Here is a 15,721-nt window from a genome sequence, read left to right on the forward strand (position 1 = left end):
AAAAAGAAAGAGGACGAGCCATATGCTAAAAGGGAAAAAGATACTTCTATGTGTAACAGGAGGCATTGCGGTCTTTAAAGCGGCTGCGTTAACTAGTAAATTGACACAAGCTGGTGCTATTGTAAAAGTAATGATGAGTGAGTCGGCAATGAAGTTTGTTACGCCCCTTACATTTCAAGCACTTTCTCGCCATGACGTATATACAGATACATTCGATGAGAAAGACTCAGCTGTTATTGCACATATCGATTTAGCAGATTGGGCAGATGTAGTACTTGTTGCACCTGCTACTGCCAATTGTATTGGGAAGTTAGCTGGTGGTATTGCAGACGATATGATTACAACTACTTTGTTAGCTACTACAGCCCCAGTGTGGATTGCACCTGCTATGAATGTGCATATGTATGAAAATAAAATTGTACAAAAAAATATGATGACGTTAAAAACGTTAGGATATACATTTATTGAGCCTGGAGAAGGTTTTTTAGCGTGTGGTTATGTAGCGAAGGGAAGACTAGAAGAACCGGAAGCAATTATTGCACGGTTAGAAGAGGTTTTTTCAGAACAAAAACCATTGCAAGGGAAAAAAATATTAATAACTGCTGGACCAACTCGTGAAAAGATTGATCCAGTGCGTTTTATGACCAATTTTTCTTCTGGAAAAATGGGATATGCAATTGCGGAAGTGGCAGCGAACTTAGGTGCTGATGTCATACTTGTTTCGGGACCGACAGCATTAAACCCACCATTACATGTAAATACGGTACAAGTGGAATCTGCACAAGATATGTTAGAAGTAGTTCTGCAACAGTATCAAAACGTAGATGTTGTCATTAAAACAGCAGCAGTTGCAGATTATCGCCCGAAATATGTTCATGATAATAAAATGAAAAAGAAAAATGGTGATGCTGTAATCGAACTCGAGAGAACAGTAGATATTTTAAAAACGTTAGGTGAAATGAAGGACAAACAGTTACTTATCGGTTTTGCGGCTGAAACGACAAACGTAGAGGAATACGCAACAAAAAAATTACGTGAGAAAAATGCGAATATGATTGTTGCGAACGATGTAAAGGCGCAAGGAGCTGGATTTGGTACAGATACGAACATTGTAACAATGTATAGAAAAGATGGAGAAGTTATAGAGTTGCCACTTTTAACAAAGAAAGAGGTTGCTCGTGAAATATTAAAGCAAATTGAAATGATGTTAGAAGATGATCGTCTATGAAATTTGCAAGTGTAATTGTTGATGTACCTGCACGTCAGACAGATCGACCATTTGATTATATTATCCCTAAAAAGTGGGAAGATATTGTCCAGACAGGCATGCGTGTAGTAGTTCCGTTTGGCCCAAGGAAATTGCAAGGATTTATTATTGGGATCAAAGATTCGGTTGAAGTAGAAAGTAAGAAGTTAAAGACAATCCATGAAATATTAGATGTAACACCAGTTTTAAACGAGGAATTATTAAAGCTTGGATATTGGCTTACAAGTGAAACGTTATGTTATATGATTTCAGCCTTTCAAGTCATGCTTCCAACGGCGATAAAAGCGACGTATAAAAAGCGTCTACAGCTTCGTAAACAAGAAGAAGTAGCACCTGAACTACTGTTTTTATTTCAGGACAAAGAAGCGATAGATTGGGAAGTTATTGAGACGCAGCCACATCTATACCGCACGATTCAACAAGAAATAAAAAATGGCACGATTGAAGTTGTTTATCAAGTAAAAGATAAAGTGCAAAAGAAGAAACAAAGAGTCGTCCAACCGGAGTTGCCAGAAGATAAATTAGAATTAGCAGCATTTGAACTGAAAAGTAAAAAACAACAAGATGTACTCTATTATTTTGTGGAAAATTATAAAAGTGTGCCGTTGAAAGTGATAACAGAAGAGTTGCAAATAACAGATGCTCCGATTAAAGCACTTGTTAAAAAAGGGCACATCTCAGAAAAGTATGTGGAAGTATATCGGAATCCGTATGACGATGATGATTTTGAACAAACGAAACCATTCCCGCTTACGGAGGAACAAAAGCAAGTTATTACACCAATTTTATCATCAATTACAAATGAAACTTACAATCCATTTTTACTATATGGTGTTACAGGAAGCGGAAAAACAGAAGTATATTTACAATCTATAGCAGCGGTGCTTGCGAAAGGGAAAGAAGCTATTGTGCTTGTTCCTGAAATTGCACTAACGCCTCAAATGGTAGATCGTTTTAAAGGTAGATTTGGCTCGCAAGTTGCGGTTCTTCATAGTGCGCTGTCTGTTGGAGAAAAATATGATGAATGGCGTAAGATTTTAAGAAAAGAAGTGAAAGTTGTAGTTGGTGCACGTTCAGCCGTATTTGCACCTTTTGAAAATTTAGGGATTATTATTATTGATGAGGAGCACGAATCGAGCTATAAGCAAGAAGATAATCCGAGGTATCATGCAAGGGATGTAGCTGTGTGGAGGGGACAATATCATAAATGTCCTATCGTTCTTGGTAGTGCAACACCGACACTTGAATCGTTTGCAAGAGCGAAAAAAAGTGTGTATGAATTACTAACGATGGAAAAACGTATGAACGAACAAGCTTTACCAACAGTAGAGATTGTCGATATGCGTGAGGAACTTCGTGATGGGAATCGTTCAATGTTTTCGAAGGCATTGCATGAAAAAATAGCAGATCGATTAGAAAAGAAAGAACAGATGGTGCTCTTTTTAAATAGAAGGGGTCATTCTACATTTGTTATGTGCCGTGATTGCGGGTATGTTGTACAATGTCCGCATTGTGATATATCGCTGACATATCATAAAATGAACCATCGTTTAAAATGTCATTATTGCAGTTATGAAGAGAATATGCCAACTGCGTGTCCTGCTTGTCAAAGTACATATATTCGTTTCTTTGGTACAGGTACACAAAAGGTAGAAGAAGAAATTACAAAACTATTTCCAGAGGCACGAGTCATTCGAATGGATGTAGATACGACAAGTCGCAAAGGGATGCATGAAAAATTATTAAAGGCGTTCGGAGAAGAAAAAGCAGATATACTACTTGGAACACAAATGATTGCGAAAGGATTAGATTTTCCTAAAGTAACGCTAGTTGGGGTTTTAACTGCAGATACGATGCTTCACTTACCTGATTTTCGAGCGAGTGAAAAGACGTATCAGTTATTGACGCAAGTAAGTGGACGAGCAGGCAGACATGAATTGCCAGGGGAAGTTATAATTCAAACGTATACGCCAGAACATTACAGTATAGAGTTAGCAAAGAACCAACATTATGATGTGTTTTTTGACCAAGAAATGCAAATGAGACGAACAAGACAATATCCACCTTATTACTATGTTGTACTTGTAACAGTATCTCATCCAGAATTATTAAAGGCAGTGCAAGTGACGGAAAAAATTGTCGGTCATTTACGGGCGCACTGCACGCAGCAAACGATGGTGTTAGGACCGGTTGCTTCAGCAATTCCAAGGATAAAAGATAGATATCGTTATCAATGCATGATAAAATACAAACGGGAACCAAACTTAAAGAACGTGCTCAAAATGGTAAATGAACATTATCAAGCAGAAATGCAAAAAGAGCTACAAATCTCAATTGATTTTAATCCAACAATGTTAATGTAGCGGAGGGAATTATGGCAGTTTTAGAAATAGTAAAGCATCCAAATGAAGTGTTAGAAACACCATGCGAAAGAGTAATTAACTTTGATAAAAAGTTAGTGAAATTGTTGAAAGATATGCATGAAACAATGTTAATTGCGGACGGAGTCGGTTTAGCTGCGCCTCAAGTAGGTGTAAGCTTGCAAGTAGCGGTAGTTGATATCGATGATGATACAGGGAAAATCGAGTTAATCAATCCATCGATACTAGAAAAACGTGGTGAACAAGTAGGTCCCGAAGGTTGTCTAAGCTTCCCGGGACTTTATGGTGAAGTGGAACGTGCGGATTATATTAAAGTACGTGCGCAAAATCGCCGAGGTAAAGTATTTTTACTAGAAGCAGAAGGATTTTTAGCACGTGCCATTCAACATGAAATCGATCATTTACACGGTGTGTTATTTACATCGAAAGTGACAAGATATTATGAGGAAAACGAATTAGAATAGGTATTAAAAGGAGCGGTTTTTTAATGATAAAAGTAGTATTTATGGGAACACCGGACTTTTCAGTGCCGGTGCTTCGTCGTCTTATCGAAGATGGCTATGATGTAATAGGTGTTGTGACGCAGCCTGATCGTCCGGTAGGTAGAAAAAAAGTATTAACACCTACACCTGTTAAAGTTGAAGCAGAAAAACATGGTATTCCGGTGTTACAACCGTTAAGAATTCGTGAAAAAGACGAATATGAACAAGTCTTGGCATTAGAGCCAGATTTGATTGTAACAGCTGCTTTCGGTCAGATTGTACCAAATGAAATTTTAGAAGCACCGAAGTATGGATGTATTAACGTCCACGCGTCTTTACTACCTGAACTTCGTGGTGGTGCACCAATCCATTATGCAATTATGGAAGGTAAAGAAAAAACGGGTATTACAATTATGTATATGGTAGAGAAATTGGATGCTGGTGATATCTTAACGCAAGTAGAAGTGGAGATTGAAGAGCGTGAAACGACAGGCTCTTTATTCGATAAGTTAAGTGAAGCAGGGGCACACCTACTATCTAAAACAGTACCTTTATTAATTCAAGGTAAATTAGAACCAATTAAACAAAACGAAGAAGAAGTAACGTTTGCATATAATATAAAACGTGAGCAAGAGAAAATTGATTGGACAAAAACAGGTGAAGAAGTATACAATCACATTCGCGGATTGAATCCATGGCCAGTTGCTTATACGACTTTGGCAGGACAAGTTATTAAAGTATGGTGGGGAGAGAAGGTCTCTATTACAGAGAAAGCTGAACCAGGTACAATAGTAGCTCTTGAAGAAGATGGATTTGTTGTTGCAACAGGGAATGAGATAGGTATTAAAATCACTGAATTGCAACCTTCTGGTAAAAAACGTATGAGTTGTTCGCAATTTTTACGTGGCACAAAACCTGAAATTGGAACGAAGTTAGGAGAAAATGCATGAGACAAAATGTTCGTGAGTTAGCTCTTGATGGCTTAATTCAAGTAGAAAAAAGTGGTGCATACAGTAACTTACTTTTAAATAATCTAATTGAAAAAAATGCAATTGATAGAAAAGATATTGGTTTGTTAACTGAAATTGTATATGGAACGATTCAACGTCGTGACACATTAGATTATTATTTACAGCCTTTTTTAAAAAAGAAGGTTGAGGCGTGGGTAAGAGTATTACTTCGCTTATCTTTATATCAAATGATTTATTTAGATCGAGTGCCCGAAAGAGCGGCTATCCATGAAGCAGTTGAGATTGCAAAGCGTCGCGGACATAAAGGGATTGCCGGTATGGTAAACGGAGTATTACGTTCGATTCAGAGAGAAGGGGTACCTTCTGTAGATGAAATCAAGGATCCAGTAGAACGTTTGGCAATTGCAACAAGTCATCCAATGTGGCTTGTTCAAGACTGGGCTTCTGAATATGGTTTAGAGACAGCGGAGAAAATGTGTGAAGTGAATATGTTACCCCCAGTACCGACAGCGCGTGTAAATGTTGATAAAATAACAGTAGACGAAGCAATTGAGTTGTTGGCTAGTGAAGGTATAGAAGCGAAGCACGGCGATTTATCAGAGGATGCAATTCAAATTGAAAGAGGGAATGTAGCGCATACAGATGCGTTCAAAAAAGGTTTTCTTTCTATTCAAGATGAAAGTTCTATGCTTGTAGCACGAGCTTTAGAACCGAATGCGGGAGATGTAGTTCTTGATAGTTGTGCTGCTCCGGGCGGAAAAACAACGCACATTGCAGAGCGATTAAAAGGAACAGGTCAAGTTATGTCTCTTGATTTACATGCACACAAAGTACGTTTAATTAAACAACAAGCAGAGCGACTTGGTCTAGAAAATGTCGAAACAAAAGCACTAGATGCTAGAAAAGTGCAAGAACACTTTGCGAATGAAACATTTGATAAAATATTAGTAGATGCACCGTGTTCTGGATTTGGTGTGATTAGACGTAAACCTGATATTAAGTTAGGTAAAAATAAAGGCGATAGTGAAAGATTATCGACGATTCAACTTGCAATACTAGAAAAAATAGCACCATTGTTAAAACAAGGTGGTCGCCTTGTTTATAGTACGTGCACAATAGAAAAAATAGAAAATGAACAAGTAATAAAGCAATTTTTACAAGAGCATCCTGAATTTGAATGGGATACTACGATAAAAGATCGCATGCCAGAAAAGTTAAATCCGTATATTGATGAAGGTCAAGTACGAATTTTACCGCATTATTTTGCAACAGATGGCTTTTATATTGCTTGTTTAAGGAAGAAGGTGTAGCATCGTGGAAACGACTGTGAGAAAACAAAAGAAAAATCTAGAAACGAAGAAACCATCAATTTATTCTTTACAACTTCATGAAATGCAAGATTGGTTAAAGGAACAAGGAGAACCAAAGTTCCGTGCAGGACAAATCTTTGATTGGCTATATAAAAAACGTGTAAAAAATTATGACGACATGTCGAATCTTTCTAAAGGATTACGCGATAAATTGTCGAATTCCTTTGATATTACTACTTTAAATACATTGGTAAAACAAACGTCTTCTGATGGAACAATTAAATTCTTATTCCAATTATATGATGGTTATTCTATTGAAACAGTGTTAATGCGACATGAATATGGAAATTCTATTTGTGTAACAACACAGGTCGGATGCCGTATTGGTTGTACGTTCTGTGCATCTACACTTGGTGGGTTAAAACGAAACTTAGAGGCTGGAGAGATTGTAGCGCAAGTAGTAGAAGTACAACGTGCACTTGATGAAACAGAAGAACGTGTAAGTTCGCTTGTTGTTATGGGAATTGGAGAGCCGTTTGATAATTACGACAACTTAATGTCATTCTTACGCATTATAAACCATGAAAAAGGAATTCATATTGGCGCAAGACATATGACAGTTTCAACAAGTGGAATTGTTCCAAAAATTTATAAGTTCGCTGAAGAAGATATGCAAATTAATTTTGCGATTTCATTGCATTCTGCAAATACAGAGTTACGTTCAAAATTAATGCCGATTAACCGTGCTTATAAGCTACCAGACTTAATGGAAGCTGTTAAATACTATGTAAATAAAACAGGGCGTCGTATTACGTTTGAATATGGCTTATTTGGAGGAGAAAATGACCAAGTTGAGCAAGCTGAAGAACTTGCTGCGCTTTTAAAAGGTGTAAAATGTCATGTAAACTTAATTCCGGTAAACTACGTACCTGAACGTGATTATGTACGTACACCACGTGAACAAATTTTCTTATTTGAAAAAACGTTAAAAGATCGTGGAGTGAATGTAACAATTCGCCGTGAACAAGGTCATGATATTGATGCAGCCTGCGGTCAGTTACGTGCGAAGGAGCGTAAAGAAGAGACGAGGTGACGAGATGAAAGCCGTGTTTCTATCGGATAAAGGAAAAGTTCGTCAACATAATGAAGATAGTGCAGGAGTTTTTCACAATTTAGATGGAAATGTTTTAGCGGTAGTAGCAGATGGAATGGGAGGTCATCGAGCTGGTGATGTAGCTAGCTCGATGACCATTCAATTATTCCATGATTATTGGAAGCAAACGCATAATATGAATGAACCAAAAAAAGTAGAAGAGTGGTTACATACGAGTGTTGGGATTATTAATGAGCGTATATATGAGTACTCTAAACAACATGTAGAATGTAATGGTATGGGAACAACACTTATAATAGCGATTTGTACGCAAAACTTTGTGACAATAGGTCATATAGGAGATAGTCGTTGTTATATGGTATCAGAGGGGGAAATCTCGCTTGTAACAGAAGATCATTCCCTTGTAAATGAACTTGTGAGACATGGTGAAATTTCAAAAGAAGACGCAGAATATCACCCGAAAAAGAATGTTTTGTTAAGGGCATTAGGAACAGAAGAAAAAGTCGGATTAGATGTGAAAACATTGGTGCTTGAGGAAGATGATCAGTTACTTCTTTGCTCTGATGGATTATCTAACAAAGTTTCCATTGCTGATATGCAACAAATTTTACAGCTAAATGAACAGCTTGAAACGAAGGGACAACGTCTCATTCAATTGGCGAATGATCGTGGCGGGGAAGATAATATCACCCTTGTTCTTATTGATTATGCGGGTTCGACAAACGAAAGTAGGTGAAGTGCAACGTGCTGATTGGAAAACGCTTAAATGACCGTTATAAGCTACTGAAAATGATTGGTGGCGGTGGAATGGCCAATGTGTATTTAGCTCATGATGATATACTTGGCCGAGATGTAGCGGTAAAAATATTAAGACTCGACTATTCAAATAACGAAGAGTTTATTAAACGTTTCCATCGAGAAGCGCAGTCTGTTACAACGTTGTCGCATCCAAATATTGTGAATATGTATGATGTCGGAGAAGAAGATGGTATATATTATCTTGTAATGGAGTATGTACCAGGACAAACATTGAAGCAATACATAATTGAGCGAGGGATGTTACCTATAGGAGAAGCTCTTGATATTATGGAGCAGTTAACATCCGCCATGGCACACGCCCATCATTTTGAAATTGTGCACCGTGATATTAAACCGCACAATATTTTAATTCGAGCTGATGGAGTAATAAAAGTAACAGATTTTGGAATTGCGACAGCTACAAGTGCAACAACAATTACACATACAAATTCGGTACTCGGTTCGGTGCATTACTTATCACCAGAACAAGCACGCGGCGGGATAGCAAATAAACAATCAGATATTTATTCTCTAGGAATCGTTATGTTTGAGTTGTTAACAGGAAGACAACCGTTTTCTGGCGAATCTGCTGTTGCTATAGCTTTAAAACATTTACAAAGTGAAATTCCGTCTCCAAAGAGATGGAATGAAAATATTCCGCAAAGTGTCGAAAATATTATATTAAAGGCAACTGCGAAAGATCCGTTTCACCGATATCAATCTGCCAATGCGATGAAACGAGATATTGAAACTGCACTATATCCAGAGAGGATAAATGAGCAGCCATTTTACATACCGGAAGATATGGAAGCGACAAAAGCGATTCCTATTATTCAACAAGAACAATTATTCGAAAATGTAACTGATGAAACAATTGTTTTAAAAGGAAGTAAAGTGGATGAACAGAAAAGAAAAGAAGAAACGGAATTAAATAAGAAGAAAAAACGAAGTAATAAATGGATCAAAGTTTTAATAACGACATTTTTACTTTTAGCAATTGCAATAACGTTAGCGCTTACTGTTATTCCAGGATTCTTTATTCCGAAAGATGTAAAAGTCCCTGATGTGGCTGGCATGAAGTATGCGACAGCAGTAAATAAATTAGTTGAAAAGGGTTTTGAGGTTACGGAACCTAATATTGTATATACAGATGATGTTGAAGCCGGTGATGTGATAAAAACAGACCCTGTGGCAGGAAGAGTCGTGAAAGAAAACTCTAAAATTACTATCTATCAATCAGGCGGAAAAAAGAAAAGTAAGATGAGTGATCTCACAGGAAAAGATTTTGAGAGTATAAGGGCTGAATTAGAAGAAAAATATAAGCAAGTTACAATAAATTATATTGAAAATGATAGGCCAAAAGGTGAAATCGTAGAGCAAATTCCTACGCCGGATCAAATGGTAGTAGAAGCGGAACAAGAACTGAAAATTTGGGTAAGTAAAGGTCCGTATCAAATTAGACCAGGTGATTTTTCAGGATGGACTGAAAATAGCGTAAATGGTTATTTGAATGAGAGAAAACTAACTCCAGATATAAAACGAGAGTATTCCGATACTGTTGATAAAGGACTTGTAATTTCGCAATCTCCAAAACCAGGAACGCCGTTAAAAGAAGGAGATAAAGTCACGATTGTCATCTCAGAGGGTCCTAAGCCGAAAGTAACGAAAACAGTGAAAGTGGATAATATTTCTATTCCGTATGAGTCTTCTATAATAGGTGAGAAAAAACCGCAAACAATAGAAATTTATAAAGAAGATATGCAACAAAAAATGGATAGACCAATTGAAACTAGAACAATTTCAGAGTCGGTAACTATTTCTTTAGAATTCGTAATTCAAGAAGGTACAAAAGGACATTATAAAATTGTACGAGATGGTGTAACGATTATCGACAAAGAAGTACCATACCCAACTCAATAATAATAACTTCCATTTTCTTTCTAGAGGGGATGGAATGTATTACTCTTGCCTGTTATGCTGTCCACTTATAGTGGACTGTATAACAGGCAAAAATATATGATTCAAAAAGTTATAAAAGTGATACTGTTATAAATAATATGTTGAATTTGATGGTAGATTAAATATATTAACTTGTATATATGACGGGTTTTGAAATAAGTATTTAAAGAATTCTAATCCATTCAATATGAATTACAGCTTCACTTTATACAAAATAAAGGAGAATTATATGCCAGAAGGAAAAATTGTAAAAGCTCTAAGTGGGTTTTATTATGTGCAGCATGAAGAAGGGATTACACAATGCCGCGGGCGTGGTGTGTTCAGAAAAAATAAAATTACACCACTGGTAGGAGACCAAGTTGTTTTTCAAGCAGATAATCCAAGTGAAGGATACGTGCTTGAAGTATTTGATCGAAAAAATGAACTTGTTAGGCCTCCTATTGCTAATGTTGATCAAGCAATTCTCGTTTTCTCAGCAGTAGAACCAGATTTTAATCCGGGATTGTTAGATCGATTTTTAGTGCTGATTGAATATCATAATATTAAGCCGATTATTTGCATTAGTAAGATGGATTTAGTGGATGAAAGAATGAGAGAGACTGTTGAATCTTATGCGAATGACTATCGTGAGATGGGATATGATGTATTATTTACTTCTATAAATACATCGGAAAGTATTGATATTTTAAAACCATTCTTAGAAGGCTGTGTTTCTGTTGTAGCAGGGCAATCTGGTGTTGGGAAATCTTCTATGCTTAACGTTTTACGCCCAGATTTAGAACTGAAAACGAATGATATTTCCTCGCATTTAGGACGCGGGAAACATACGACAAGACACGTGGAATTAATTGCGGTTGGAAGCGGACTAGTTGCAGATACACCTGGTTTTAGTTCACTTGATTTCATAGATATAGAGGTAGAAGATCTTACATATTGTTTTCCAGAGTTGAAAGAAGCGAGCCAATACTGTAAATTTAGAGGGTGTACACATCTTTCCGAACCGAAATGTGCTGTGAAGGCTGCGGTTGAAGAAGGAAAAATTACAGAATATCGTTATAAGAATTACAAACAATTCGTAGAAGAAATTAGAGAGAGAAAGCCGAGGTATTAGTTATGATTAAAATTGCACCATCAATCCTATCAGCAGATTTTTCAAAATTAGGGGAAGAGATTAAAGATGTAGAAAAAGGCGGAGCGGATTACATTCACGTCGATGTAATGGATGGACATTTCGTACCAAATATTACGATTGGACCATTAATTGTAGAAGCTATCCGTCCGATTACATCGTTACCATTAGATGTACATTTAATGATTGAAAATCCTGATAACTATATCCCGACTTTCGCAAAAGCGGGAGCGGATATTATTACTGTTCATGTAGAGGCGTGCCCTCATCTGCATCGTACAATTCAGTTAATTAAATCTCATGGCATTAAAGCGGGAGTTGTATTAAATCCACATACGCCAGTTTCAACGATTGAGCATGTATTAGAAGATATAGATATGGTATTACTTATGACAGTAAACCCAGGATTCGGTGGACAGAAATTTATCCATTCTGTATTACCGAAAATTAAACAAGTTGCAGGAATGGTTAAAGAGCGCAATCTAGAAGTAGAAATTGAAGTTGATGGTGGTGTAAATGCTGAAACAGCAAGACTTTGTATTGAAGCAGGAGCAAATGTACTTGTAGCTGGATCAGCAGTATACAATCAAAAAGACCGCGGTGAAGCAATTCGTATCATTCGTGGATAATGAATGAACGAGTCTTTATCCTAGTGAAACTTCTAGTGTAGTAAGTTTTCACTATTTATAAAGGATAGAGGAAAAAATATGTAAAAAGGCAATCTACCGAATGGCAGATTGCCTTTTTACAATAGAAGGGGAAGGAAACATGATTATTCATATTTTAGCGGGCGGACCTGCGGAATATTGTGCAGATTTTTCTCGATATGAAAGTGAGAAAGTAGTGTGGGCGGCAGTTGATAGAGGCGTATATCGTTTATTAAAAGGAGGAATTACTCCAGCTGTTGCGTTTGGAGATTACGATTCAGTTACTGAAGAAGAATTAGTATGGATGGGCCAGCAAACAAATGACTTACATATTGTTCCTCGTGAAAAAGATCAAACAGATTTAGAAATTGCGATTAACTGGGCGTTAGAACAGAATCCGACATTGATTCGTATTTTTGGTGCCACTGGCGGCAGGCTGGATCACGGCTTAGCAAATATACAGATGCTTTTAAGAGGGTTAGAAGTAGGGATAGAAATGTGTATTGTAGACAATAAAAATGAAATAAGCGTGAAAAAAGTGGGTACACATATAATTGAAGACAATAAAATTTTCCCTTATGTATCTTTTGTGCCGGTTACTGAAATAGTGGAAGGGATTACGTTGCTTGGATTTAAGTATCCTCTAATTAATAAAACAATAGAATGGGGATCAACACTTTGTATTAGTAATGAACTCGTTGAGGAAAAAGGTACTTTTTCATTTACTTCTGGCATATTAATGGTGATAAGAAGCACTGATTAAAGAAACAATTTTGCTTCTTACATCATATAGTGAACAAGTGGAGTAATGGGGATTAGGAGGGAAACCATGAGATTTTATACAATTAAGTTACCTAAATTTCTTGGTGGAATTGTTCGTGCCATGTTAAATACCTTCAAAAAAGATTAAAAAAGCACCTATTATCGGTGCTTTTTCCATTGTCATAGTAAAAAAAGAGCCTATCGGCTCTTTTTTTTATTATTAAACACGTTCGATTTTGCCAGATTTTAATGCTCTAGCAGAAACGTAAACACGTTGAACTTTTCCGTCGATGCGTACGCGAACTTTTTGAAGGTTAGCGCCCCATTTACGTTTTGTAGCGTTCATTGCGTGAGAACGAGAGTTACCAGAACGAGCTTTTCTTCCAGTGATAGCACAAACACGAGCCATTTATATTTCCCTCCCTTGATACCTTACCATACGTAATTTTTCAATGTTAGTCTTTTTTGCGATGCTAAAAACACTACTATAATTTAACACAACTAAAAAGAGAATGCAACACCGTAGAAAAAAGAAATCAAGAAAAATTACTTGACACTATATGTCGATGATGAAAAGTTGAAATCAAGAAAAATTGCTTGACATATTATAGTAGTACATGTTGTATAATAACAATGGACTATTTTGCTCATCATAAAAAATGTGATTTAAAACATAAAATATGAGAGTGAAAAGAAAGAACGATGGAATTTTCTTTAAAAAGATTATATGATAGTAACTAAAGTAGTCTAGCTCACTTTCACCATTTATGAAGGGGGAAACGAGATGTCAATTGAAATTAAAACTAAGTATGGTCAAATTGATATTAGTACAGATGTAATTGCAACAATTGCTGGAGGTGCCGCAGTAGATTGCTACGGTATCGTAGGTATGGCATCAAAAAATCAGTTAAAAGATGGTTTGACAGACATTTTACGAAAAGAAAACTTCACTAGAGGCGTTATTGTTCGTAAAGATGAAGATGAAGTACATATTGATATGTATATTATTGTGAGCTATGGTACGAAAATTTCAGAAGTAGCACATAACGTGCAGACGAAAGTGAAATATACATTAGATCAAACTGTAGGACTAGCAGTAGATTCTGTAAACATCTACGTACAAGGAGTTAAAGTAATAAACTTGTAATGTGCATTAAGGAGGAAAATCTGTGTCAATTCAAAAAATTGATGGGAAACGTTTATCACAAATGATCATGCAAGGAGCGAATAATTTAACAAATAATGTTCAGCTTGTTGATGCATTAAACGTATTTCCAGTTCCAGATGGCGATACCGGTACAAACATGAACTTATCAATGACTTCAGGCGCACGTGAAGTGAAAGCAAATCCTTCACAGCACGCTGGTAAAGTCGGTGTAAGTTTAGCCAAAGGATTATTAATGGGAGCTCGTGGTAACTCTGGTGTTATTTTATCTCAGTTATTCCGTGGTTTCTCTAAATCCATTGAACAAAAAGAAGAATTAACAACAGTTGATTTTGCTGCAGCTTTAGATGCTGGGGTAGAAGCGGCTTACAAAGCGGTTATGAAACCGATTGAAGGAACGATTTTAACGGTTGCAAGAGAAACGGGTAAATATGCAGTGACAGTTGCGAAAAAACAGCGCGACTTTGTTTTGTTTATGGAAGACGTTGTGAAAGAAGCGAATGCATCGTTAAATCGTACGCCAGATTTATTACCTGTATTAAAACAAGTTGGCGTTGTAGATAGCGGTGGTAAAGGTCTTGTTGTTGTATATGAAGGATTTTTAGCAGACTTAAAAGGAGAAACGATTTCTTCTAATGTGTCTGCCCAGCCATCTATGAATGACATGGTGCGCGCAGAACATCACCGTAGTGTACAAAGCCAATTGAGTACAGAAGATATAAAGTATGGATATTGTACGGAATTCATGGTGAAATTAGAACCTGAAAAAATGAAAGAACATAATTTCTCTGAACAAAAATTCCGTGAAGATATTAGTGTATACGGAGATTCACTACTTGTTGTATCAGATGATGAGGTTGTTAAGGTTCATATTCATGCGGAACATCCTGGAGATCCTATGAATTATGGACAACGCTATGGTAGTTTAATTAAGATTAAAGTAGAAAATATGCGTGAACAGCATACTGCTTTATTAGATGAGCCTACTATGATACCTGAGCCGACTAACCAGTCTAAAGAGAAACAACCGTACGGTATCGTAACTGTAGCTATGGGATCTGGTATCAAAACTTTATTTGAGAGCATTGGCGCGACGAAAGTGATCGAAGGTGGCCAAACGATGAATCCAAGTACGGAGGATATTGTGAAGGCGATTGAAGAAGCGAACGCTGAAAAAATCATTATTTTACCGAACAACGGAAATATCGTGATGGCAGCAGAACAAGCAGCGTCAGTTGTTGATCAAGAAGTGATTGTGATTCGTTCAAAAACAGTTCCTCAAGGTATGGCTGCAATGTTAGCATTTAATCCAGTTGGAACGTTAGAAGAGAATGAAGAAAACATGAAAGAAGCTTTATCTCATGTGAAAACCGGTCAAATTACGTATGCGGTACGTGATACGGAAATTGATGGTGTAGCAATTCAAAAAGATGATTTCATGTGTATCGCAGATGGAAAAATCGTATCAACAAATGCTGCAAAAGTAGGAGCTGCAAAGCAATTACTAGAAGCACTTATTGATGAAGATTCTGAAATCGTAACGATTCTACAAGGTGAAGATGCAACTGACGAAGAAGTAGCTGAGTTAGTTGAATTTGTAGAAGAGAATTTTGAAGATGCAGAAGTAGAGGTACATGCTGGAAACCAACCAGTGTATTCTTTCATCTTCTCTGTAGAATAAGAAAAAATTCGTTTTGAAAATAAATGGATTACTTACTTGCTGATGGATAAGAAGT

General features: G+C 36.7%; 15 protein-coding genes. 14 read left to right on the forward strand and 1 reads right to left on the reverse strand.

The features are described 5' to 3' along the window. Nucleotides 1-22 precede the first annotated feature (22 nt). The 12 genes from coaBC to spoVM all read left to right on the forward strand — a co-directional run bounded on the left by coaBC (nt 23) and on the right by spoVM (nt 12,968). On the forward strand, nt 23-1,228 hold the full coding sequence (gene coaBC / locus ACXVYO_RS23050) for a bifunctional phosphopantothenoylcysteine decarboxylase/phosphopantothenate--cysteine ligase CoaBC (RefSeq protein WP_071721379.1): 1,206 nt from the start codon (nt 23-25) through the stop codon (nt 1,226-1,228). Further along, nucleotides 1,225-3,630, forward strand: a complete 2,406-nt coding sequence (gene priA / locus ACXVYO_RS23055; RefSeq protein WP_458468572.1) for a primosomal protein N' — start codon at nt 1,225-1,227, stop codon at nt 3,628-3,630. The genes coaBC and priA overlap by 4 nt, the downstream gene beginning before the upstream one ends. An 11-nt stretch (nt 3,631-3,641) precedes the next feature. Further along, nucleotides 3,642-4,112 (forward strand): peptide deformylase, encoded by a 471-nt coding sequence (gene def, locus ACXVYO_RS23060; RefSeq protein WP_061678221.1) that lies wholly within the window; start codon nt 3,642-3,644, stop codon nt 4,110-4,112. Between the two features lie 23 nt (nt 4,113-4,135). Further along, the gene (gene fmt, locus ACXVYO_RS23065) at nt 4,136-5,080 is read left to right on the forward strand and encodes a methionyl-tRNA formyltransferase (RefSeq protein WP_458468573.1); all 945 of its coding nucleotides are present in this window, start codon (nt 4,136-4,138) and stop codon (nt 5,078-5,080) included. After that, nucleotides 5,077-6,411 carry a 16S rRNA (cytosine(967)-C(5))-methyltransferase RsmB gene (gene rsmB / locus ACXVYO_RS23070; RefSeq protein ID WP_458468574.1) on the forward strand — a complete coding sequence of 445 codons (1,335 nt, stop codon included), beginning with the start codon at nt 5,077-5,079 and terminating at the stop codon, nt 6,409-6,411. The genes fmt and rsmB overlap by 4 nt, the downstream gene beginning before the upstream one ends. 4 nt (nt 6,412-6,415) lie before the next feature. Next, on the forward strand, nt 6,416-7,504 hold the full coding sequence (gene rlmN / locus ACXVYO_RS23075) for a 23S rRNA (adenine(2503)-C(2))-methyltransferase RlmN (protein ID WP_000450538.1): 1,089 nt from the start codon (nt 6,416-6,418) through the stop codon (nt 7,502-7,504). A gap of 4 nt (nt 7,505-7,508) precedes the next feature. After that, nucleotides 7,509-8,261 carry a Stp1/IreP family PP2C-type Ser/Thr phosphatase gene (locus ACXVYO_RS23080; RefSeq protein ID WP_000648710.1) on the forward strand — a complete coding sequence of 251 codons (753 nt, stop codon included), beginning with the start codon at nt 7,509-7,511 and terminating at the stop codon, nt 8,259-8,261. A gap of 8 nt (nt 8,262-8,269) precedes the next feature. After that, on the forward strand, nt 8,270-10,243 hold the full coding sequence (prkC, locus tag ACXVYO_RS23085; protein WP_458468575.1) for a serine/threonine protein kinase PrkC: 1,974 nt from the start codon (nt 8,270-8,272) through the stop codon (nt 10,241-10,243). A 268-nt stretch (nt 10,244-10,511) separates the two neighbouring features. Next, the gene (gene rsgA / locus ACXVYO_RS23090) at nt 10,512-11,393 is read left to right on the forward strand and encodes a ribosome small subunit-dependent GTPase A (RefSeq protein WP_001113938.1); all 882 of its coding nucleotides are present in this window, start codon (nt 10,512-10,514) and stop codon (nt 11,391-11,393) included. A gap of 2 nt (nt 11,394-11,395) precedes the next feature. Next, nucleotides 11,396-12,040, forward strand: coding sequence for a ribulose-phosphate 3-epimerase (gene rpe, locus ACXVYO_RS23095; protein WP_458468576.1), 645 nt, complete (start codon nt 11,396-11,398; stop codon nt 12,038-12,040). A 100-nt stretch (nt 12,041-12,140) separates the two neighbouring features. Then, entirely contained in the window at nt 12,141-12,821 is a 681-nt protein-coding gene (locus ACXVYO_RS23100; protein WP_458468577.1) for a thiamine diphosphokinase, read from the forward strand. Nucleotides 12,822-12,887: 66 nt separating this feature from the next. Then, nucleotides 12,888-12,968 carry a stage V sporulation protein SpoVM gene (spoVM, locus tag ACXVYO_RS23105; RefSeq protein WP_001213599.1) on the forward strand — a complete coding sequence of 27 codons (81 nt, stop codon included), beginning with the start codon at nt 12,888-12,890 and terminating at the stop codon, nt 12,966-12,968. Between the two features lie 72 nt (nt 12,969-13,040). Here spoVM and rpmB read toward each other — a convergent pair whose 3' ends face one another. Then, entirely contained in the window at nt 13,041-13,229 is a 189-nt protein-coding gene (gene rpmB / locus ACXVYO_RS23110; RefSeq protein WP_000124776.1) for a 50S ribosomal protein L28, read from the reverse strand. 375 nt (nt 13,230-13,604) lie between these two features. Here rpmB and ACXVYO_RS23115 point away from each other — a divergent pair, with 375 nt between their 5' ends. Beyond that, on the forward strand, nt 13,605-13,967 hold the full coding sequence (locus ACXVYO_RS23115; RefSeq protein WP_000021109.1) for an Asp23/Gls24 family envelope stress response protein: 363 nt from the start codon (nt 13,605-13,607) through the stop codon (nt 13,965-13,967). A gap of 22 nt (nt 13,968-13,989) precedes the next feature. Continuing rightward, on the forward strand, nt 13,990-15,666 hold the full coding sequence (locus tag ACXVYO_RS23120) for a DAK2 domain-containing protein (RefSeq protein WP_458468578.1): 1,677 nt from the start codon (nt 13,990-13,992) through the stop codon (nt 15,664-15,666). The last annotated feature ends 55 nt before the right edge of the window (nt 15,667-15,721 follow it).

It is taken from the genome of Bacillus sp. BC08 (assembly GCF_054326875.1).